This is a genomic window from Limosilactobacillus sp., assembly GCF_041859915.1.
Lineage (GTDB): Bacteria > Bacillota > Bacilli > Lactobacillales > Lactobacillaceae > Limosilactobacillus.
The window spans coordinates 13,000-35,602 of sequence record NZ_JBFLGB010000014.1 but is presented as its reverse complement, the minus strand read 5'-3'; the positions used below and the strand labels follow the sequence as shown (position 1 = coordinate 35,602).

17 protein-coding genes and 3 tRNA genes are annotated in these 22,603 nt (G+C 44.7%); 1 reads left to right on the top strand and 19 read right to left on the bottom strand.

All coding sequences use genetic code 11. The annotated features are described in order from the left end of the window. Nucleotides 1-51: 51 nt before the first annotated feature. The 3 genes from ACEYV4_RS03595 to ACEYV4_RS03585 form a co-directional block, all read right to left on the bottom strand. The gene (locus tag ACEYV4_RS03595; protein WP_373842063.1) at nt 52-915 is read right to left on the bottom strand and encodes an alpha/beta hydrolase fold domain-containing protein; all 864 of its coding nucleotides are present in this window, start codon (nt 913-915) and stop codon (nt 52-54) included. Further along, nucleotides 916-1,602 (bottom strand): 2,3-diphosphoglycerate-dependent phosphoglycerate mutase, encoded by a 687-nt coding sequence (locus ACEYV4_RS03590; protein WP_373842062.1) that lies wholly within the window; start codon nt 1,600-1,602, stop codon nt 916-918. A 65-nt stretch (nt 1,603-1,667) separates the two neighbouring features. Continuing rightward, the gene (locus ACEYV4_RS03585) at nt 1,668-2,618 is read right to left on the bottom strand and encodes an AEC family transporter (protein ID WP_373842061.1); all 951 of its coding nucleotides are present in this window, start codon (nt 2,616-2,618) and stop codon (nt 1,668-1,670) included. A 156-nt stretch (nt 2,619-2,774) separates the two neighbouring features. On the opposite strand from ACEYV4_RS03585, the gene ACEYV4_RS03580 reads away from it, so the two are divergent. Next, nucleotides 2,775-4,538 (top strand): cell division protein, encoded by a 1,764-nt coding sequence (locus ACEYV4_RS03580; RefSeq protein ID WP_373842060.1) that lies wholly within the window; start codon nt 2,775-2,777, stop codon nt 4,536-4,538. Between the two features lie 64 nt (nt 4,539-4,602). Here the strand turns inward: ACEYV4_RS03580 and ACEYV4_RS03575 are convergent, their stop codons facing one another. From ACEYV4_RS03575 to ACEYV4_RS03500, 16 genes are all read right to left on the bottom strand, one after another. Continuing rightward, nucleotides 4,603-5,565, bottom strand: coding sequence for a beta-galactosidase small subunit (locus tag ACEYV4_RS03575; RefSeq protein WP_373842059.1), 963 nt, complete (start codon nt 5,563-5,565; stop codon nt 4,603-4,605). Further along, nucleotides 5,549-7,498, bottom strand: coding sequence for a glycoside hydrolase family 2 TIM barrel-domain containing protein (locus ACEYV4_RS03570; protein ID WP_373842058.1), 1,950 nt, complete (start codon nt 7,496-7,498; stop codon nt 5,549-5,551). The genes ACEYV4_RS03575 and ACEYV4_RS03570 overlap by 17 nt, the downstream gene beginning before the upstream one ends. Before the next feature lie 151 nt (nt 7,499-7,649). Then, a tRNA-Leu gene (locus tag ACEYV4_RS03565) sits at nt 7,650-7,736 on the bottom strand. Nucleotides 7,737-7,784: 48 nt separating this feature from the next. Further along, nucleotides 7,785-8,243 carry a SprT family protein gene (locus ACEYV4_RS03560; protein ID WP_373842057.1) on the bottom strand — a complete coding sequence of 153 codons (459 nt, stop codon included), beginning with the start codon at nt 8,241-8,243 and terminating at the stop codon, nt 7,785-7,787. Then, entirely contained in the window at nt 8,236-10,413 is a 2,178-nt protein-coding gene (locus ACEYV4_RS03555) for a Tex family protein (RefSeq protein ID WP_373842056.1), read from the bottom strand. Before ACEYV4_RS03555 ends, ACEYV4_RS03560 begins: the two co-directional genes overlap by 8 nt. 24 nt (nt 10,414-10,437) lie before the next feature. Continuing rightward, nucleotides 10,438-11,265, bottom strand: coding sequence for an ammonia-dependent NAD(+) synthetase (nadE, locus tag ACEYV4_RS03550; RefSeq protein ID WP_373842055.1), 828 nt, complete (start codon nt 11,263-11,265; stop codon nt 10,438-10,440). A 2-nt stretch (nt 11,266-11,267) separates the two neighbouring features. Further along, nucleotides 11,268-12,743 carry a nicotinate phosphoribosyltransferase gene (locus ACEYV4_RS03545; protein WP_373842054.1) on the bottom strand — a complete coding sequence of 492 codons (1,476 nt, stop codon included), beginning with the start codon at nt 12,741-12,743 and terminating at the stop codon, nt 11,268-11,270. Nucleotides 12,744-12,801: 58 nt separating this feature from the next. After that, nucleotides 12,802-13,503, bottom strand: coding sequence for a GntR family transcriptional regulator (locus ACEYV4_RS03540; RefSeq protein ID WP_373842053.1), 702 nt, complete (start codon nt 13,501-13,503; stop codon nt 12,802-12,804). Between the two features lie 166 nt (nt 13,504-13,669). Next, a complete protein-coding gene (locus ACEYV4_RS03535; protein WP_373842052.1) occupies nt 13,670-14,377 on the bottom strand; it encodes an aspartate/glutamate racemase family protein in 708 nt (235 codons plus the stop codon). A 27-nt stretch (nt 14,378-14,404) separates the two neighbouring features. Next, a complete protein-coding gene (locus ACEYV4_RS03530; protein ID WP_373842065.1) occupies nt 14,405-16,030 on the bottom strand; it encodes a YidE/YbjL duplication in 1,626 nt (541 codons plus the stop codon). A gap of 154 nt (nt 16,031-16,184) precedes the next feature. Then, the gene (locus ACEYV4_RS03525) at nt 16,185-17,429 is read right to left on the bottom strand and encodes a carboxylate--amine ligase (RefSeq protein ID WP_373842051.1); all 1,245 of its coding nucleotides are present in this window, start codon (nt 17,427-17,429) and stop codon (nt 16,185-16,187) included. A 58-nt stretch (nt 17,430-17,487) separates the two neighbouring features. Continuing rightward, a complete protein-coding gene (locus tag ACEYV4_RS03520; protein ID WP_373842050.1) occupies nt 17,488-18,885 on the bottom strand; it encodes an MFS transporter in 1,398 nt (465 codons plus the stop codon). 121 nt (nt 18,886-19,006) lie between these two features. Then, nucleotides 19,007-19,651 (bottom strand): hypothetical protein, encoded by a 645-nt coding sequence (locus ACEYV4_RS03515; protein ID WP_373842049.1) that lies wholly within the window; start codon nt 19,649-19,651, stop codon nt 19,007-19,009. 64 nt (nt 19,652-19,715) lie between these two features. Continuing rightward, entirely contained in the window at nt 19,716-22,184 is a 2,469-nt protein-coding gene (locus ACEYV4_RS03510) for an MMPL family transporter (RefSeq protein WP_373842048.1), read from the bottom strand. A 231-nt stretch (nt 22,185-22,415) separates the two neighbouring features. Continuing rightward, nucleotides 22,416-22,487: transfer RNA gene (locus ACEYV4_RS03505), tRNA-Gln, on the bottom strand. Nucleotides 22,488-22,497: 10 nt separating this feature from the next. Continuing rightward, a tRNA-Tyr gene (locus ACEYV4_RS03500) sits at nt 22,498-22,580 on the bottom strand. Between the last annotated feature and the right edge of the window lie 23 nt (nt 22,581-22,603).

Sequence of the window (22,603 nt, the reverse complement as noted above, 5' to 3'; positions counted from 1 at the left end):
CAATACTAAAAGCGTCCGGTAATCTGCAACTTTACCGGACGCATTTTTCGTTTATTTTATTTTTTCATCCAAATATTTTTTGACAACTTGGTAAACGGCCGGACTCCAAAAGTCGCGTTCATGGTTGGCACCCTTAATCCGATAGGCACTAACCTCATAACCATCATGAGTAAGTTTCTTATACATATCTTCCATCTGGTGGTACGGTACAACTTTGTCGGCATCCCCATGTAACAATAAAAACGGCGGATAATCTTGGCCCGGCTTTTCCACGTTGAGGGGACTCATCGCCCGAGCAACATCCGCCCACTTAGACGGGTCGGGTCCAAAGAGACAGAACTGAAGCAATTTATTACCCGGAACCTTCTTGGAATATTCAAAGGTATCGGCCACGTCCATTGGGGCAAAACAAGAAACGACCGCATCAACCCGGTCAGATTCATGCTTATAAAGTCGGGCCTTATAACGTGGATCATCACCGGTTAATCCTACTAACATGGCGGCATTAGCCCCCGACGAGGTTCCCCAAATAGCAACACGGTGGGGATCAATAGCATACTTACGAGCATGACGACGGAGATAACGAATCGCTGTCTTAACATCCTCCAGAAAAGCCGGAAAAGCATAACCATCGATCGCGCTCCGGTGTTGAACTGTCGCTACCACGTAACCGGCTTGGGCAAATTGCACTAGCTGCGGGATTTCCTCACCAAGCTTACCAGTGCGCCAAGAACTGCCCTGAACAAAAACAATTAACGGGCGGGCTGTTGGGTGATACTGATGTGGATAACGCTGGGTCCAAGGGGTCAAAATGGCCATTTTAAGAGGGCGGCCATCAACTGCGGCGTAGGTAACATTATCAAGCAGGCGGACTTGCCCAGCTAAGGTGGGGTTATTGTGCAGCTCATGAATCATTTATTCTTCACCATCCATTGTAATGAAAGTCTTTTTAACGATATTTAATCGGTCATCGAAGCGATACCAGATTGGCTTGCCATTCGGTACTTCTACTTGATCAATCTTACTATCAGGAATCTGGTCAAGGTATTTAATCAAGGCCCGTAGTGAACTGCCATGGGCCACAATCAGTTGGTTTTTACCATCTAACAAACGCGGGGCAATCTGATCTTGCCAATATGGTAATAAGCGACGTTGAGTCATTGCTAGGCTTTCACTCAACGGCATCTTGACGCCGAGACGGTCATAACGACGCTCATGTTGTCGGTGGGTCAGCTGCGGTGGCAGGTCCTTATATCCACGCCGCCAGCGGTGTAATTGGGCTGCTCCAACCTTTTCCTTAACCTTGGCTTTATTGCGACCACTCAATGCACCATAGTGGCGTTCATTAAGTCGCCAGGTCTTATGAATTGGAATGTACAATTGGTCAATTTCATCAAGAATAATGTTCGTAGTGGTAATTGCCCGCGCCATATACGAAGTGTGGGCATCGCTAAATTGGATTCCCAGTTTAGCAAGTTGTCGACCAACCGCTTGACCCTGGGCCACACCTTCAGGGGTTAGCGGCACATCCGTCCAACCCGTAAAAATATTATCCTTATTGGCTTGACTCTGACCATGCCGAACAATCACTAAATCTACCATATAAACTCTCACTCCTTTGCCACCATTAATGATAGCGCAATTGTGCACTCTTTAACAGCCTGATGCTACAACATCGTCTTAATAATCACCATTAAGATTGGAATGACGATAACCGCTAGTACGGTCGTTTCGGTAACCATGATTGCTGCATAATTAGAATCAGCATGGTAAAGCTTGGAAACTACTGGGGCGTTGGTCATCACGGGCATCGCCGCCTGAAGAATAAAGACTTGTTTCATTAATGGCGACATACTACTTGGGATTACTAAGATGGCCATTAATAGTGGAGCAAAAAGGAAGCGGCCCAATAAGATCCCCCAAGCATCCCGGGTTAGACGTACCCGACTAAGACCGGCGTTAGAAATGGCAATCCCAATGAAAATCATTGACATCGGAATCGTCAATCCGCCAATATATGATAAGTCAGACATGATAAACTTAGGCAACTTAACGTGAAGGATTACCAAAATAACTCCGACAATAAAGCCGAGCAATGGTGGGGAAAAGATTTTTTTCAATGCCGTCTTGACGTCAATTTTGGCCTCATGTAAGCCATCCCGTTGAATCAGCCAAACACCAATTGTCCAAAAGAAGGTTGTATTAGCCATGTAGTAGACCAACACATAAGGAATCGAGGCATTACCAAAAAGGGCTAAGTTGATCGGCAAACCGATGAAAACTGTATTGGAATTAAAAAACATTGAAGAGAAAAGCCCAATGTGTGACCGTTTAATCCCGATTGCCCGGGCTACAGCAAAGGACAAGGCAAAAAGGATAATCATCGATAAGACCGGATAACGCAAGTCTGGCAGCAAAGTCTTCAGTTCATCGGCCGAAAAATCATGCATAATAGTGGTAACCATGTAGCAGGGTAAGGATACCTGGGTTACCAGGCGGGAAATAATTCGTGGCGATTGGACATTGAACCAGCCTCGTTCGTTCATTACAAAACCGACGACCACCATAATGAGGATAACCAATACCCCAGAAATCGCCGATAAGAATATTGACAGCACTTAACTCTCATCTACTTTCCAAATTTAGGATTAGTATTTATTGTACTACTAAACTTGGTATATTAGCTTCATTAGATTACCCTGCCTCCTGCCACATAGATTCACGGTGGTTTATAATAAAAAGAGTTGACTATTTTTATTAAGGAACAAAAAAACATGAAAACCAAATTTTACCACTTACTAAATTGGTCATTACCCTACCTCGCAATCTGTGCAATGGCCTATATTGTAATGTATCCTCAATTGATTTCCCATGGAGTAATCTTAGGTACCGATTCGATCTTTCATTTCAACCGGTTCTACGAAGCTGCCAAACAGATTCAACAGGGCAATTTTAGCTACTTTCAGAGTAACTATTGCTTTCAGCAGAGTGGCCGGGTCATCAATGCCGTCTACGGACCCTTTTTTGCCTATCTGAATGGGGCGCTCCTCGGCTTATTAGGGACTTGGTTTCGCTACGAAGTCATCACCAACCTGATCGTTTATATTGGTGGTGGAATTGGAATGTACCAACTGGCCATCAAAGCCCATAGCTCCCGCCGCTTTGCTCTCCTAGCCAGTCTTCTCTTCATGAACATCGGTTGGCTACCACGGTGGGAACTCGCTCAGAATATGAATGCTTGGGGAGCAATGTTGGCTCCTTACATGGTGATGTGTGGCATTAATATGCTCCAGGACCGGCAACACCCGGTTCATTGGCTGCCACTAATGACCTTAATGACAATTGTGATTCAAATCCACCTACTAAGTTCCATCTTCTTTGTCGTGACCTTAGTACCATTTTTCATCATCGGTCTAATTCGAACAACTAATCGCTGGGAAATGATTAAAGAAACTGCCCTGGCGGTAATTAGTACTATTATCTTAACAGCCAATGTCTGGGGAGCGTTGTTAATGCTCAATCTCCACAACAACATTGCTGGTCCGGCTGACTTTAACATGCTAAAGAATTCATTGATTCCTTCACAATTTACTAGTACCCGGGCCTATTTGATTTACTTCTGTTGGCTACTTTTCTTAATCCAATTTATTTATGTCTGCTGTCACTTCAAGCAATCCCTAGTTAATACTATGGTAACCATCTGGGGAGCAATTATCGTTATCTTCAGTTCTATCTGGGCTCCCTGGGAAAAACTAGCTACTGCTGTTCCCAGCCTGTCCCATAATCTTCAGTTTCCAAGCCGGCTAACCGTGGTTGCCTATCCCTTGCTGCTTCTAGGGGTAGCCATTTCGGCAACTACTTTCGTTCAAGGTGACCATTTTCCCAAATTACACCTTCGTCGCAACATTACGATCGGTGTCTTAATTTTCACCATCGTCCAGGTTTTTGTGCCCAACACGATCGATGTTTTCCAACGAACCGCCCGCTACCAATCTACTGAAGTCCTTAATTCATCCAGTGCCATCGCGTGGGTGACCGATAACCGGGTTCGGCTACGGCGCTCGGTTCACGACCTTTATCCTGGACAATTAATAACAATGGTTGAAAAACGCAGTCCCGACTATTTACCAGTCCCCAAGAAATTCATCAATAAAAAGTACATCCGTTCTTTTGCCTATCAGGATCAGATTATCAACCATGCAGCGGAATACCAACATAAGGTTCTGCCGCACGGTGGCTTGCAATTAAGCTGGAATGCTTCTCAAGCAGGTAGGGTTCGTCTTCCAATCATCACTTACCACGAATCCCAATTAACCTTAAATGGACACCGGCTTCATAACTACCAACGATCATCAATTGGGGCACCATTTGTCCACCAGCGACACGGTAAAAATACCGTGACCCTCTATTTCAGGGTTGCCACTTGGTTTAAAGCGTTAATTGTTATTTCTCTGGTTGGTCTAATCCTTCTCGGTTTATATGGACTCTACCGCTTCATCCGTGCCCTTCCTGGTTTCTGGCAACAAATCACAGCATAAGTAAAGAAAAAAAGCTGTACCAAGCTAAAACTGGTACAGCTTTTTTTGTTTCAACGATGTCTAATTATTTAGTCGGTTGCAAAACGAATGAGAAGTCAATGTCTTGGTCAGCAGGAATATGATATTGGTCTTCCACATCAGCACCCCAACTATCGATACCACCAACGCCACGAACTGCTCCAGCGACAACCAAAACGGTCCGCCGAGCCAATGGTAATTCTTCAATGTGGGTGGCATTCTCTAATTCTTCCGCCGTGTAAGGCAGACAACTGAAGTTAAATGGTTGGTCAGCCTTAGCCACCGTCAATGAAAATGGTGCGTGGGAATGGTCAGCGTTGTTTTGAGTGGTATTGCGAGTAATCGTAGCCCAGTCGGTTGCCATGTGCATTCCATTCTCTTGTGGTACTAGATACTTAGCCACCGGCAGGCCTTTGACAGTATAGGTACCTTCTTTTGCTCCTGCCATCCGGTCCGGATACGTTTCACCAGATAACCCGTGGTAAGTAAAACCGGTTGCCAGTGTTGGCATCACGAACCGTAAACCCATTACCGGCAAGCTTGGTAAGCCTTTCTTACCAGTATAGTGAACGCTAATCTTGATATGACCATTAGCCGTGACCTGATAACTAACCTTAACTGTCGTTGTCGGCACGGTCAGAGTCGCAAAGGTAAAGGCAATTGTGACCTGTTTAGCATATTCGTGGTTACTAAAGTCATTGGTAACGGGAGCTACTGGTAATTGATCAAAATGATGGTCATCAACAGTTAAACTAATTCCCGTACACTTCTGAAAAGCATCGGCGGAAAGCCATTGAGCAGACTTAATATTAAAGCCACTGCCTCGGTCATTATCGGTCGTTGCCCGCCAGAAAGTTGGGGTGGGAACACGATAAAGCCATTCCTTACCATTGAGCTTTAGTGATTCAAGGCCACCGCGTTCGTAACTAAAAATATAGCGAAAACCAACGCCCGCAACGCCGAGCGTGCCGTCACCATAAATGACGTGTAATTTATTTGTGTAAGCCATAGTAGTACCGTACCTCCTGCATTGCTGGTTTTGGTGTTCGGTCCGCAAACATCAGGCCGTCACCAGAGAATTCGTAATCCGAGTGACGATCATCAAAGTCGCCACCATAACGCATGACTTCCTTACCACTAACCGGATCCTTGACTGCCAAGGCCTGGTCAATGAAGTCCCAGATGAAGCCACCGAAGTATTGTGGGTACTTGTCAAGGAGCTTAATGTAGGAGCCCATTCCACCATCGGAATTTCCCATGTCGTGCATGTATTCACATTCCATGAATGGCTTATCCGGATTATTCTTGAGGTATTCTTCTACTTGCTTTGGTGGCAGGTACATCCAACTCTCGACGTCGGAAAGTTCTTCCCGGTAATCCTTAGTCCCGCCAGCCGGCAGATAACCCTTTGGATCCAGGCTCGGAATCTGCTTGCTGTAATCATGGGTGTGGCAAACTCCTTCATAGTGAACCAATCGACCATCATGGTGTGACTTGTAAAGCTTCTGCATGGCAACCATATTATCACCAGCAAATGATTCGTTTCCTAGTGACCAGAAGAGAATTGCCGTGTGGTTCTTAAAAGTCTCATAATTGCTACGGGCCCGATCAACCACGACGTCCTTCCATTGGGGAACAGAACCGGGAACATTATATGATGGCTCAATCGCACCCAGCTTTTGCCAGGTAGCGTGTGATTCCAGGTTGTTTTCCGCCATCATGTAAATACCATTTTGGTCACAAAGGTAATACCACGGAATCTGATCTGGGTAGTGACAGGTCCGAACAGCATTAATGTTATTAGCATGGAAGGTCTTAATGTCTGAGCGCATATCATCCAGGGTTACGCTCCGACCACGATGATCATCCCATTCGTGACGGTTAACCCCGTTGATAATCAGTCGTTTACCATTCAACAGGACAACGTGGTCCGGACTGATTTCAATCTTACGAAAACCAAACCGGTATGGTACTAGCTCAACTAGTTCACCATTTTCATCGCGAACCTCAACTAATAGCTGGTAAAGGTACGGATCATGGTTATCCCATAAATGAACGTTAATAAAGTTAACGTCCGTGAGGTCAACCTGGTCCTTAACCGGCAACGATTGGTCAAACAGACTGTCGCCATCAGCATCCTTAACCATCACGTGAACGGTTCCAGAAGCCTCACCAGCCATTTTAAGGTGTAAGCTAAAGTGACCATCCTGGTAATTGTCATCCAGGGTCGGTCGAATCGTCATGTCCTCAATATGGGTTACTGGTTGAGCTAATAACTCTACAGAACGAAAAATACCGGAAAAGCGGAACATGTCCTGATCTTCAATCCAGGAAGCAGTGCAGTGCTTGAAGACTTCCACCGCCATGACGTTACCTTCGTCTTTGATATACGGAGTCAAATCGAATTCGGATGGAGTAAAGCTGTCCTCAGCATAACCAATGAAGTGACCATTGAGCCACAAGTACATTGCCCGTTCCACCCCTTCAAAACGAACACGAACCTGCTTGCCACGGAGGGCTGGTGCAAGGTCAAAGGTCTTCCGGTACATTCCGACCGTATTATCGGGTCCTTCACTAAAGGAGCCAGCCTGGTCATCATCAGCACTCAATGCATAGGCAGGCCGCCGATAGATTTTGCCTTCCCATGGGATCAGGGTGTTAATGTAATTGTTCTGAGCATAATCACTCAGTTCAATCTCACTTGGTACCTCGATTTCATCAAAGTTAGCGGTATTCAAATTGGTCTCATAAAAGCCCTTCAACCGCTCCTGGGGAGACTTAGCAAGCTTAAACTGCCATTGGCCATTTAAGGACTGCTTAAAGCGACTGTTATTTGCTGCCCATTCGGCATAGTTGCCATAATAACGATGGTCACTGTGCGCGGGTAGTTGGTTAACCCGGAAGGTTTCCGGATCATCTAACCATTTGATATCTGCATCCATTAATAAATCCTCCTCATTCATCAAGTTCATCTTTTAGTATAGCGCTTTCATTAATGAATTGATAGAACAACAGGTAAACTTTACTTAACTTTTATTAATAGAAATTTAAAACAAAAAAATCCGGAACGAAAATCGTTCCGGATTTAATCAGTGCGGCCGAGAGGACTTGAACCTCCACGGTCATAAATCGACCATAAGATCCTTAATCTTACGCGTCTGCCAGTTCCGCCACGGCCGCATAACAACCAACAAGAACTATTATAGCAAACCCGTTTCCCCTTGGCAACTACTTTTGCAAATTAATTAATTTGAAGCGCCCACCACACCGACGGCAAACATAACGCCGAGTATTAAATCGGCGTTGACGAGGTACCAAGACACCGCATCCTTGACACTGGTAAAGCCATTTTACCTGCCGATGACGGACTTTGCTGGTCGGTGGTGCATATCGCGAGCCACCAACTGCGGCTAATAAGCGTCGAAAAGCTAAACTACGGTGGTGATAGTCTTGACCGGTTAAATGCAAGTGATAATGACAAAGCTCATGTAGTACCACTCTCCTAAGGTTGTCCTCATCAAACTCAGTTAGCATCAATGGATTAATGTCAATATGATGATCACTTAAATGATAACGCCCACCAGTGGTTTTCAGTCGTCGGTTAAAAAAGATGCGGTGACGAAACGGCCGTTGAAAATATTTCAGCGACCATTTTTCAGTTAGAGTTTGCAATTCCTGGTTAGTCATTTTCAACTTTCTCCGGGGCTACCATCGTTAATTGAATCCGTTGCCGCTGAAGGTCCACACTGTCAACCCAGACGTCTACAATATCACCAACGGCAACCACGCTCCGTGGATCCTTAATAAACCGTTTGCTCATTTTGGAAACGTGAACCAGGCCATCATGCTTAACACCAATATCAACAAAGGCACCAAAATCGACCACATTGCGAACTGTCCCCTGAAGTTTCATCCCGGGCTTCAGATCTTCAATCGTTACAACATCGTGTCGCAATAATGGTGCTGGCATCGCATCACGAAGGTCGCGTCCGGGCTTTTCCAGCGAATTGATAATATCTTCAACCGTCTCTTCACCAGCCTGGGCGGTCGTATAGTCAGTCGGCTGAAGTTTAGCCAACTGCTGGTTAGCTGCTGCCGAACCCAACTGGTCAAGTGTAATCCCGGCATCTTTCATCATCGTGGTTGCAATTTGATAACACTCCGGGTGCACATCGGTATTATCCAGTGGATTCTCACCACCAGGGATCCGCAAAAAACCAACCGCTTGTTGGTAAGCCTTGGGTCCTAACCGAGGCACCTTTTTTAACTGCGTTCGATTAGTATAGCTGCCATGTTCATCACGATAATGAACAATATTCTTAGCCGTTGTCTTATTTAATCCCGAAATTTGTCCTAGCAGTTGGTAACTGGCCGTGTTGAGATTAACACCAACCCGGTTAACCGCTCGTTCAACCACATCAGCCAACTCCGTTCCTAACTCTTTTTTAGGTAAGTCGTGCTGATACTGACCAACCCCAATCGCCTGGGGATTAATCTTAACGAGTTCAGCCAATGGATCCTGGAGCCGTCGCCCAATGCTAATCGCACTGCGTTGTTCAACGTGTAGCTGAGGAAATTCCTCTCGTGCGGCAGCACTGGCCGAGTAAACCGAAGCCCCAGCCTCATTAACAATCACGTAATAAACCGGTCGTGATAATTTTTTAAGAGCCGTTGCTACGAAACGTTCTGATTCACGGCTAGCCGTCCCATTACCAATGGCAACCATTTCAACATGATACTGCTCAATCAAATGTAAGAATTCTCCTTCAGCAGCCGCCCGTTGCTTTTCCGGTGCCGGCTTGTGTGGAAAGATAACCGCCTTGGCCAAGAATTTACCATTTTTATCTAGAATTGCTAGCTTACAACCGGTGCGGTAGGCTGGATCGAAGCCCATCACAATCTTGCCCTTAATCGGCGCTTGCATTAAGAGGTGGTAAAGATTCTCACCAAAAACCTTAATTGCTTGAGTATCCGCCTGAGCAGTTAATTGACGACGAATTTCACGGTCAATTGCCGGTCCCAAAAAACGTTTCAATGCATCACGGTAGGCAGCCACAATAAAATCTGTAGCTGCATTGTGTTTAGTGGTGCGAATCAGGCGGAAGTGTAAGTAGTTCAGGATTGCTTGATCATCGGCTACTACTTTAACATTTAAGACGCCTTCCTTTTCACCCCGGTTGATGGCCAATACCTGGTACGAACTAAGGTGTTTAATCGGCGCAACAAAATCATAATACTGTTTATAGGTACCCAATTTGTCTTTTGACTCACCATTCCGTTTTAGCTTAACTTGCAGCTGACCATGGGCGACAATATAATTACGAAGCCAGCCACGAACCGTTGCCATTTCACTAATCGCTTCTGCTAAAATCTCGTGAGCTCCAGCCAGGGCCGATTGTGGATCCGGAACATCAGCATTGGTGTACTGAACTGCTAACTCATTAAGGTCCCCTGCTGGATAAGTCAAAAGCAGGTTAGCCAACGGAGCTAAACCAACCGCCCGGGCCTTTTGTGCCTTCGTTTGTCGTTTTTGCTTGTATGGCAAATAAAGGTCTTCCACCTGCTGGAGTTCCGTTGTCGCCCGAATCTTTTTCTCTAAGGCAGGGGTCAGCTTACCCTCTTTTTTGATTTCATTAATAACGGTTTCTTGACGCTCTAACAAGTTATTAACGTGACGGTAACCATCCCGAATTGCCTGTAATTGAACTTCATCCAAGGTACCGGTTGCTTCCTTCCGGTAACGAGCAATAAAGGGAATCGTGTTTCCTTCACTCATTAATTTTAGTGCCGCACTAATCTGTTTTTCCCGTAAGTTCGGTAATTGTTGACTAACTAGTTGAAGTGCCTGCTTATTCATAAATCCTCCGTTTACTTTCTTCGTTTACTTCCACCAAGTATCCAATGGTGTAATTGGCTGGTGCCGCTTATGACGAGTTTTCATGTACCAACTTTCAATCTTCGCAGCCGCATCATCGGCAACTTGCCGACCTTCTAGGTAATTATCGATGTCTTCATAGCGAACTCCCAGTGCTGCCTCGTCCGGTCGCATTGGTTGATCATCCTCTAAATCGGCTGTTGGAGTTTTTTCATAGAGTTCAGCCGGGGCTTTTAAGTATTTCAATAAGGCCTTACCCTGACGTTTATCCAGTCCGGAAAGTGGCGTAATATCGGCCCCACCGTCACCAAACTTGGTATAAAAGCCGGTCACCGCCTCGGCCGCATGGTCAGTACCAACAACCGCACCACCGTATTGGCCAGCAATGGCATACTGGACAATCATTCGTTGACGAGCCTTAATATTGCCCTTATTAAAATCACTGATAGTAGCACCGGCTTCTTCCAGACTTTTAACCATCGCGTCAGTAGCCGGCTTGATATTAACCCGCATTGTCTTGTCAGGCTTAATAAAATCATCAATTGCTTCCATTGCATCCGATTCATCGGCTTGGGTCCCATACGGTAAACGCACCGCGATGAACTGATAATCATCATCGCTCGTTTCTTGACGACGTTGCTGCACGGCCAGCTCGCATAACCGACCAGCCAGAGTAGAATCCTGCCCGCCAGAAATACCGAGAACTAAAACTTTCATCCCTGTTTTTTGCATAAAGTCATGTAGAAACTTAACCCGCTTAGCAACTTCAATTTGTGGATCGATCGTTGGGCTAACTTTAAGGTCGTTGATAATTTGTTCTTGCATCTTACGCATTTTTACCGCTCCTTTTTTTCCAATGTCTTAACGTATTCGTGAACGTGATGAATCATGTGTAATTTATTGTCATAACACTTCTGTGACAAGTCAACCGGATAGACTTCGGGGTTAAGATCCCGCTTGTATTCATCCCAAAGAGCTGCCAAACTAGCCTCTCGGTGATCACGAATTTCATTCAATTGCGGCTCATCATAGACAAATTGACCATCTTTCCAAATATCCTTGAGCATCGGCCGGGCCAGAAAGTCACTCACATCTTTTTGCTGAAGAGGAAAGTTTGGATTAAACATGTTTAATGATTCTTCTTCACGAGGATCTTCATCGATTAAGGTAACATAATCGCCCTCGCTCTTGCCATCGATCCGGTCGTTGATCCGCCAAACCTGTTTTTCACCCGGCGTCGACATCTTAGCGACGTTATTAGAAAGCTTAATCGTATCTACCATCTGGCCATGAGAATCTTCCATTGAAACCAACTTATAAACGGCTCCTAAGGTTGGCTGGTCATAGGCGGTAATCAGCTTGGTGCCCACACCCCAAACATCGATCTTGGCCCCTTGCATCTTTAAATTCTGAATGGTCTTTTCATCCAAACCATTAGAGGCAAAAATCTTGGCATCCGGGAAACCAGCTTCATCTAACATTGTCCGAACGCGTTTAGAAAGGTATGCCATGTCACCACTATCTATTCGTACTCCAATGAAGTTGATCCGATCACCAAATTCCTTGGCCACCCGGATGGCGGTTGGCACCCCACTCTTTAGAGTATCAAAGGTATCAACTAGGAAGACACAATCACGGTGGGTTTCAGCATATGCCTTAAAGGCATCGTAATCATTCCGGTAGGCTTGAACCAATGCGTGGGCATGGGTCCCAGAAATAGGAATCCCAAAGAGCTTACCAGCTCGCACATTACTGGTAGCGTTGAAACCGCCGATATAAGCTGCCCGTGTTCCCCAGATGGAAGCATCCAATTCCTGTGCACGCCGACTACCAAACTCCATCACACTCTGGTCACCAACAATCGACTTAATCCGTGATGCCTTGGTAGCGACCACAATCTGGTAATTGAGGATATTCAAAATGGCGGTCTCTATCAGTTGGGCTTCAATGATTGGTGCATCGACCTGTAAGATTGGTTCATGGTTAAAGACGAGGTCCCCTTCTTCAAAACTACGGAGAGTTCCAGTAAACTTAAAATTCCGTAAATAGTCCAAGAAGTCATCATCGAACTGATCAGTAGACTTTAAGTATTCAATATCACTAGCGGTAAAATGCAGGTTTTTAATATAACGAATGATATGGTCTAAACCGGCATAAACCGCATAGCCATTTTGAAACGGCATTTTCCGGAAGAAAGCTTCGAAAACAGCACGGCGATTACCAATGCCCTGTTTCCAATAGGTCTGCATCATACTCAATTCATAAGCATCAGTATGCAGGGCCAAGCTATCATCTGGATAATTAAACTTCATAATTAGATAGATCTCCTCATCGAAACAAATAATTTTATTGTAACACGGATCGTTTAGTTTACTTCTCTAGAACAAATTCAAAACGAGAGCCAACATATTGAGTATGGACATATTCAAAAGGCCGACCATCTTGGAGGTACGAGAGCTGACTCATCCGCAAGAGGGCATCCCCTCGTTTAATCTGCAGGAAAGTAGCAATTCGTTCCGTCGCCTTAGTAGCCGAGACCATTTGAACGGCATGGCCAGGATAAAGGTGTGCCTTTTCCTCAAGGGTCCGGTAGAAGGAACTGGTAACCTCTTCCTTACTAAAGCGTTCTACTAATTTGGCAGGCACGGTTGCAACCTCATAACAGATTGGAATTTCATTACCATAACGAATTCGTTCCATCCGTAGTACTTTAGCATCAGCAGGCAATTGAAGCTTTTCAATCTCGGTTTGTGACGGAATTGTTAAATGGTAGGAAATTGTTCGACTAGAAGGCCGTTTCCCGGATGCCTGCATCAATTCGGTAAAACTAGTAACACCGGACATTTTCTCTTGAACCTTCCGATTGGCAACGAAGGTTCCTGAGCCAATGCGGCGCTCAAGGATTCCCTCGTCAACCAAGGCTTGGATCGCCTGACGGAGAGTCATCCGGCTAACATGAAAACTACTAGCTAATTCTCGCTCGGCCGGGATCTTTTGCCCTACTGTCCACTTACCATTTTCAATGTTTTCCCGTAATTGGTTATGAATTTGAATGTATACTGGTGAACCCATCTTTTTCTCTCCTTACACTACACTCTTTCTTCTATTATTCTAACATGAAAGCAAACATCTAGACCAATCTAAGAATTTATTTATATTGACTCCTGTCAACGGACAACTGATCGCAAAATAAAAAGGTTGAGAGAAACTGTAATTTCCTCTCGACCTTTTTATTAACTCATTTACGTAGGGCTAATCCCTTTTCTAATGAACGATCAACGATGATTGACTGAGAATCAGCTACTGGGTACTTGGTCTCCGGATCCATTTCCTCGGCATAGGAAAGTTCCGTACAACCTAAGATAACAATGTCGGCTCCCTGATCTTCAATCATCTGCCGAACCAACTCGTGGTACTTCCTACCATTTGAGTGTCCTGCTTCTTTGATATCGTGATAAATCAGATCTTCTGTTTGGTCAACAATCGCTGGTGTCGGCTTAATCTCTTCATAACCAGCAGCCGTGATGTAATGATCATAGAGTCCCGATTCCACGGTCCCCCGGGTAGCTAATAAACCAACTTTTTTAGCATCCGGTTTAATCGTTTTGATGGCATTTACGGTTTCCTGAAGCATATTCAGGATTGGAACGTCAGTAGCAGCCTGCAAGCGGTCAAAGGCATAGTGGGCAGTATTACAGATCAGTACGAAGAATGCGGGCTTAAGCAAACTTTGCTGCTTGATGTCTTCAATCAAGGCTGGGTTATAGTCTGGCTTACTGTGGTCCAGAATCCATGTCGTGCGATCCGGGATCGTGGCGTGATTAACAACAATATAATCCAGGTAGTCCTGGTCACAATGAATTGGTGTTCGCTTATCCAGCAAACGGACATAGCTTTCTGTGGCAAGGGTCCCCATGCCACCAAGTACTGTAAAGAATTTTTTCATATTAATGTTACCTTTCCTTGCCACTTGTTATGACAATAAAGCCACAAAAAGTGGTCCTAGTAATGTGATACCAATATTACCGACTACGAAGGCGGGCGTAAAAGCAGCGGCATAATAAGCGCCACCCTCTGCTCCGGCCTTTTGTGAAATCTCACTCATGGCTGCTGCAATTGTCCCAGAACCAGTTAGGGCTCCCAAGAGAGCTAGCGGTTCCATTCGTAAGACATAACGACCAAAAAGAAGGGTCAACAGGTGGGGAGCAATCGCCACAATGGCCCCAATCACCAAAACACCAAAGCCGAGACTCTTAATGGCACTGGTAAAGGCCTGCGCCGACTGAAGGCCAACCGTCCCCACAAAAAGGGTCAGACCAAAGCTTTGCATAAAGTTCGTAACCGTTGTGGGAATCGACTTATAATCCCGGTGGCGATCAATCCAAGAGCTTAAGGCAAGGCCCATAATTAAGGCCGCCGTACCATTGCCCAATTGTAGCGGAATACCATTTAATTTTAAGCCGAGAATCCCTAAAAGGGAAGCCCCACCAATTCCCAAAGAAAAAAGAACGTAATTAATGGCTTGGTCGGTGGTTGCCCACCGGCCCATCTTCTTAAGGATCGCCGCCGTGCGAGAAGTATTCCCCGTCAAAGAAATCACGTCACCCGGCTGTAACTGATTAATCAGTTGTTCATTTCCGGTAATCGGATCCTGAACATTAATAAAGACCCCGTGTTGGCGCAAGATCGCCAGGAGCACCGGTCGAAATTTCTTGCCTAAAACAAATTTTCGTTCTTGGGGCGCATTGGTGGGTGTCAGGACCTCTTTAATCCCCTGCACTTGGTGTAAACGGTCAAAATGAATGGCATAGCCAATCACTGTCACCAGGTTACCAGGCCGCAGTTGGTATTCGAGGTGGTCAGTCATTTCATCCCCATGAAATGCCGCCAAAGCAATTAGGTGGTAACCAGACCACCTATTAAACTGGGCAATTGTCTTACCCACAAGTGGCGAATCAACACCGATTCGGTAAGTCCGTCGCCAGGTTGGGTTTGGATTCTTAGCATGAAAGTGGTACTGACGCGCCATCGCCGGTCCCTGCTTTTCGACCGTGATTCCTAAAATCTTGGGTGCTAAGTCACGAAGAAAAATAATGACCCCCAGGGTTCCAAAGACGTAAGTCAAGGCATAGGCAACCGGCAGCTGTGCCTCATAGGTTGCTCGGACAGCATGACTAACCGGTAAGGCACCAATCGTCTGCATCGAGCTGGCCACGGTAGCCGATTGGGTCAGTGAACCAGCGATAATCCCAGAACCAATCCCTGGCCCAATGTGAAAGGCTGCAAAAAGCCCCCACGAAACCAGAAAGGCCACCAGCATCCAAAATAAACTGGCCAAGATAATCCGGACCCCGAAGATTCGCAGACTAACCAATAATTGAGGACCAATCCGGTAACCAACCGAAAACATAAAGGCACCAAAAAAAATGGTTCCCAGCATCTCGTCACGTGGAAAGGCACCAATTTGGCCAACAATCAAGGTTACAATCAATGTTCCCACGGTTGCTCCGATATTAAACCGGCCGCCAATCTTGTAGTTGCCAATTGCAAAGCCAAGGGCCATGCAGATAAATAACGTAAAAATTTGATTATTCACCATAAAGTGAATGATGGTATGCATTATCGTTATCTCTTTTGTACTTTCTTTTTATTTTCAGTCACATTATTACATTGCCAATTTCCAAATTCAATTGAATTGACATTTAAAACTGCAATATGAGACAGTTTTAACGCTGTCTCATATAGTTCTCAGATTATTTCTTTTCAACGAAGTACTTTTCAAAATTCTTCTGGTAGTTATGATTAATCCGCTTTTCCATCAGCCACCGCATCAAATTCATGTCCCGAGCATAGTGGAAAGTCGTTCCATAGCGTCCTTCCTTGATTAACTGTTCAGCCTGATGCTTGATTTGGTTATTCTTGGCATATTGCAAGAAAGTCCGCTTGCTGACTCCCAACCAGAGTTTGTATTGCTTAGGATCCTGGTTGGCATAAATCGTATCTTGATCCTTCAAGTTATCAAAAATATAATCCTCAACCGGGAAAGTTGCTAACTGGTGGCCATTCAAAGAAGTGAAGAAGCTTGACCGTCCCTGCCGGGGATTCAAGTCGAAAACCTTAAATTGACCATCACGCCGGTCATATTTGAGGTCAAAATTAACAAAACCGGTAAACTTAACGCTTTCCAAGAAGCTCTTGATATTCTTATAAATCTGCTTATCATAAGCCGGCATAATCGCCACGTAGTTACCAACGTTAGCCGGGTTACAGTCTTCCAACAATGGGTGGCCAAGACTCATTAATTTAACTTGATGGTTGCGATCAACATAGCAGTTAATCGTCCGCATATTACTGTCATCACCAGGAATGAATTCTTGGAGAATCAAATCACCATGGTATGGACTGTGCTCGTAAATAATCTCCAAGACTTCTTGAAGGCGCTTAGCATCTTTAATGATATAGGCCTTTTCATAGCCCTTGAAGTTACCCTTGTGCCACTCCACAGCATCAGCAGCCTTAAGAGCAATTGGAAAGCCAAATGGTGATTGATAATGTCGGTAATCCAGGTCTGGCTTCAAAATGTCGGTCTTTGGGTATGGCAGTCCATATTGATCACAAACCTGATAGAAATCTTCCTTATTAGTCAGCTTAGCCACCTCCTTGTAATCGGCATATGGACAAGCCATGTACTTGGATAGTTGCTGACGATTCTTGCTGACCAGTTCGGTGTAATCATCCCCACAGCTAATCAAGACAACTTTCTTCCCCTGAGCAATATACTGCTTAGCCGCCTTGATCAAGGTCTTAGCAAAGACATCCGGTGCCTGCAAATCTTCAATGAAGTGAAGGTCCACGATTTTGGAAAAGCGGGTTGGTGCCAGTTCGTGTCGAGCGTACAGGTGGGACTTAATCCCGTATTTTTCATACATTGACCGAGCCATCCCGTAAGCATTAAAGTCACTTCCCAAAATCAGTGGAACAAAAGGTTGTTCACTCATTGCTTCTCACTCCTTAATTTCGTTATCGTTTTCTTACAAGCCCCTATTCTACCATACTTTATTGTCGGCGCGCGGTTTGACTTTGCCAATGGAAATTAATCATGATTGCTAAGACAACTAGTGCTGCCAGAATAGTCACCAGCCAATAATCGATTCGACCACCAGCATAGGTTCGAACAGCTAATGAACCAATACCAGCTTTCTGCTTTAATGAAATTACTGCGGCTAATAAGCCCGTTCCTAATGATCCGCCAAATTGCTGGACCATGTTAAAGACAGAATTAACATCGGAAGTATTACGCTGATCGACCTGGACCGTAGCATTCGAAATTGTGTTACCAAAGGAAAAGTTAAAACCTATTCGTAAAATGACAAAGAAGATCATTAACCACCAGGCCGTTAACTGCCGTTGGAAGGCGACAAAGCAGACCGTCCCCAACAGCAACAGACTACCGCCAAAGGTCACTGGTTTGGCAAAGCCTTGTTGGTCAGCAAGACGTCCGGCCCACGAAGCAATAAGAGCTCCAATGATTGAACCCGGTAGTAAAACTAAACCAGCAATGGTTGATGAAGTGTGCAAAACGTACTGAGCATAGAGCGGAATAACCAAGGAAATTCCAATGTTGATAAACTGAAGGCTAAAGTAAGTAAAGGTTGAAAGTCGTAAAGTCTTAAGTCGAAAGATAGTTAAATCAAAGAGTTGAGAGCGACCGTGGTTATTAATATAAGCAAAAAGACCAAAGCAAAGTAGACCGCCTATTAAGAATAACCAAAAGGCCAAGTCAAAGCCATGTTGCTCAAGCGTTGAAAAATCATAAACGATTACAAATAAGGCTAATGCTAAAGCAAACAGGCTTCCATAACTAAAGGGCTTGTCATTACCATAAGGGTGGTTGCGGATAAAGAGCTGGCCAATTATCAGGCTCAATAACGCCAATGGCAGAAGAAGCCAAAAGATCATCCGCCAAGATAGGGCCTCAGAAATAAAGCCGCCATAAGTTGGCCCTAAGGCAGGGGCAAATGAAATCACCATCCCCGCAAAACCGGTCATTGCACCAAGTCGTTGCCGCGGTATTTCAGTGAAAATTAAGTGATAGAGAATGGGCGTTGCTAAGCCAGTAGCAACTGCCTGAAGCAACCGTCCCGTTAATAACATTGGGAAGGCAAGTGCCGTGGCACTCATAACATCACCAATGATAAAGGCCAGTACCGCCACGAGGTGCAAACGTTTAGCCGTAAATTGCCGCAAGAGGTAAGCCGTCGTCCCCATGGTAATCGTCACCATTAACAGGTAACCAGTTGTAATCCATTGAATCACTCCCAATGAAACATGAAAATATGGAGCTAGTCGCGGATAGGTAACATTCATCGAAGTTTCATTCAGGATGCCAATAAAAATCATTAACGCCAGTGAACTGAGCGCTAGATAAATATGTCGTGGTTGTTTAGTTTGCAAGTCATTTCCTCCTTATTAAATCAAAAAACAAGAGTGTCCTGGTGAGTTAAAGTTCCACCACAACACCCTTGTTTATTGAATATCTAATTAACGCTTATTATAACAGTTTTCTTACCCATTATCACTGCTGACTAAGTGTTGTCAGCCACTTTTTAGTCCCCGCATCAAGCTGTGGATCAATTTGGAACGGGAACGGTGCTAACAAAGCCCGAACCTTAACCCAATCAATCTTTCCTTCTTGGTAAACTGCAGCTAAAAGCATTTTAGTAGTTTGCTGCCGTAAGCTAATTGGTGCATTAGGCTGTTTTAAGAAGGTAATTGCACTAGCTTTGCCAGCTAATAGTTGCGCTACAATTTTGGTCAGCGCTGCCGTGGTTATGGTCCCCGTCAAGTAGCAACGTTGTTTTAACGGTACCGCAGGAACTTCTTTCTTTAAGAACTTTTGCAGTTTCCCCCATTCCGGTAATAATTGCCGATAAAATTGCCAGGGGGCGCGGTGATTAATATCCCGTAGCAATGCCGGGACAAGGTTGACTAGGTTCCCCTGATATTTCAATAATTGGTCAGCCACCTCAATTAAGAAACGTTGCACCGTTTCTCGAGAACTCTTAGGTATCCGTTGCTTAACTGTCAAGGCAAAACGAACCACCAAAAAATCGGTTAACTGGCTATTTGGAATAGTATTTCCCGGGAAATGCCTTTTTACTTTAAAGTTATTCAATTGTTTAAGCCGTGTCGACTTAGCAAAGTGTCCCTGTTTTGGCATAACTTTTCTCCTTTATACAAAAAGCTTCTAAGATTCCTTATTTATCTTAGAAGCTTTTTTTAAACTAGTCTAGTTGTTGCTTACGATTTCCCTCATCATCACGGAAAGATGATTTAATTGGGTAAGTCAGATGGATTGTTGATGGGACAACCAATGGAATAATGATTACTAGGATGATTAAACCAGTGATTACCGCCATAGCAACCTCAATCAGGGTTGGAATCCCGGATGGAATCAATGCAGCAAAAGTACCACTCAAGATAATAGCCGCAGAAATAACCACCGTTCCAATAATTGCAGCGGCACGAACGATCCGTTCCGTTGGCAGATACTTGGTTTGGTCAATATCACGATACCGCATAACCAGGAAGATACTGTAATCAACCCCTAATGCCAATAACATGATGAAACTGAAGAACGGTGTATTCCAGGTCAATTCTGGTCGCCCAAGAAAAAGCCGGGTCAATAAATGAGTGATTGATAAGGCTGCCATGTAGGCCGAAACCAGAGTCCCCAAAATATAAACTGGCTGCAATAATGACCGCGTAATCAAGATCAAAGCTAAGCCAATCCCAATTACCATGATCGCAGCAGTTCGCATAAAGTCGCCACCAGCCACGGTCTTCGTATCGGTAATCTTAGCAGATTGACCGCCAACGTAGACGTGAGCATGTCCCAATGAGGTACCCTTCAATGAGTAATGAGTCAAGTTGGTAATCTGGGGGATTTCCCGGGTTGCTCGAGCGCCACTTGGATTAGAATCCAAGATAACCGTAATCTTGGCAGTCTTCTTATTACTGGAGAGGTACGTATTTAGTGATTGCTGAATCAATGGATTTTGCATCATATTGCTTGGAACATAAAAAGTCTTTCCAGCAGCAGAATTTTGTAAGCCGGTCAAGTAGTTGCCACCTTGACTGAGGCCAGTACTCATTCGGCTGACCCCTTGCATCATTTGAGTACCACTAGCCTGTTGAGCCTGAAGCTGGGCAGCACTAGCACCGGATTGGGCCGCCTGTGCCGCTGCAGTACTAGCCTGACTCTGCATGCCAGATGATAACTGTGAAATACTGCTTTGGGCGGTGCCTAATTGACCAGTAATCTGTTTCAACTGGTTATTAACATAGAGCTGGTTAACCTTCGTGCCGGCCGGTTGAGTAGCAGAAGCGACGGTCTTAACACCCGTGCTCTTCTTCAACTGGTTAGTGACCCGATCAATCAGCAGCATATCCCGCTCGTTGTCAAGCCGGTGATTAGCCTTGATATAAATAGTGGTTGGTTCTGCCGTTCCCTTGGAGAAATGATCTTCAACCACCAACAGGCCCCGTTTAGAAGGAACCGCATTACTGATCTCATCCGTATCATCATAATTCAAATGATTCCGATAGGACAAGCCAATCGGTAATAAGATGACGAAAACTAATACTAAGGTAATAATTGGGTGGGTTACTGAAGTACGGGCTGTCTTGTGCCAAATCTTACTGTGGCTCTCACCGGTAAACTTCTTTTCTGGCCAGAACATCTTCTTGCCCAAGGTCGCCATAAAGAAGGGATTCAGGGTTAGAAGAAGAACCAGTAAAACGGCAACCCCGACGGCAACCCCGACAGCAGATTGATAAACCGAGAACTTGGCCAGGGCCAATGAGGTAAAGCCAATCAAAATTGAGGAGCCAGAATAAAGGATCGTTCGCCCAGCCTTATGCTGAGCATCATGAGCAGCGGTCCACTTATCCATTCCCTTGCCAAGGTCTTCCTTGAATCGGTTATACATTAAGATGTTGTAATCCGTTCCGATCCCGAACAGCACAATTACCATGAAAACCTGGGTAAAGTTTGAAAACGGAAAATTAAAACTCTTCACTAAGTTAGTGACAATACTAAAGGAGGTAATAAAGGCAATTCCAACATTTAGCAATGAAATCAACGGTGTAATTGGTGATCGGAAGACCAGTAAAAGAACAACAAAGATAAAGATCACGGAAATAGTCTCCGTCTTCTTGATTCCTTCCTGAACAGCTCCAGAGAAATCATCATTTAAAATATCAGCTCCGGTAACGTACGTCTTGACGCCGGAAGTCTTGACGGCACTGCTAAGTTGACGGTTAATACTCCGCAGTGTTCCATGAGACTTGTCAACGTTCAATTGAGCAATTTGGGTGGTCTTGTCCTTTGAAATCAGTTGCTTACGTGTGGCTGCATTGTCATTTGGGCCAGTGACGGTTTTAATGCCATACTTACCATGGTGCCTTTGCAAGTGGTTAATCGTCTTTTGAACATTATGTTGGTCTTGCTTTGACATTTTATGATCACCATTGTTAAAAACCGCCACCACCTGGTAGGTATTATTTTGGCGATGACCCCAGTGATCATTTTGTAATGCTTGAGCAACCTGGCTTTGCGCACTACGCGGTAAGTTGATTGCCGAATGTTCACGCGTTAATTGGTTAACGTTTGGTAATGAAATAATTGCAACCAGCGTGATCACAATCCAGACAATCAGCGAAAAAATATGTTGATGCATTAACCTTTTCAAGATATCTAAACACTTCTTCCCTTAATTTATTCTTTTTCTCTCTCTGCCCGATTTAATTCCACCAAGAACCACCAAACCTGGTGAATATTCACAAACAGAATAAATACCATTCTAAGACTGTCATCAGTTCATCGCAAGGATTAACTTATACAAGTGTCTCATTAAAACATAAGCGTAATAAAATGGTTTAAAAACAAAAAATCGGCAACTAAATAGTTACCGATTTATCAGTTGGGCTAGCTGGATTCGAACCAGCGCATGACGGTACCAAAAACCGTTGCCTTACCGCTTGGCTATAGCCCAATAATAAAGATGGAGGAGAGTGGATTCGAACCACCGAACCCGAAGGAATGGATTTACGGTCCATCGCGTTTAGCCAGACTTCGCTACTCCTCCATATTGGGATGTTAATTAGCTCA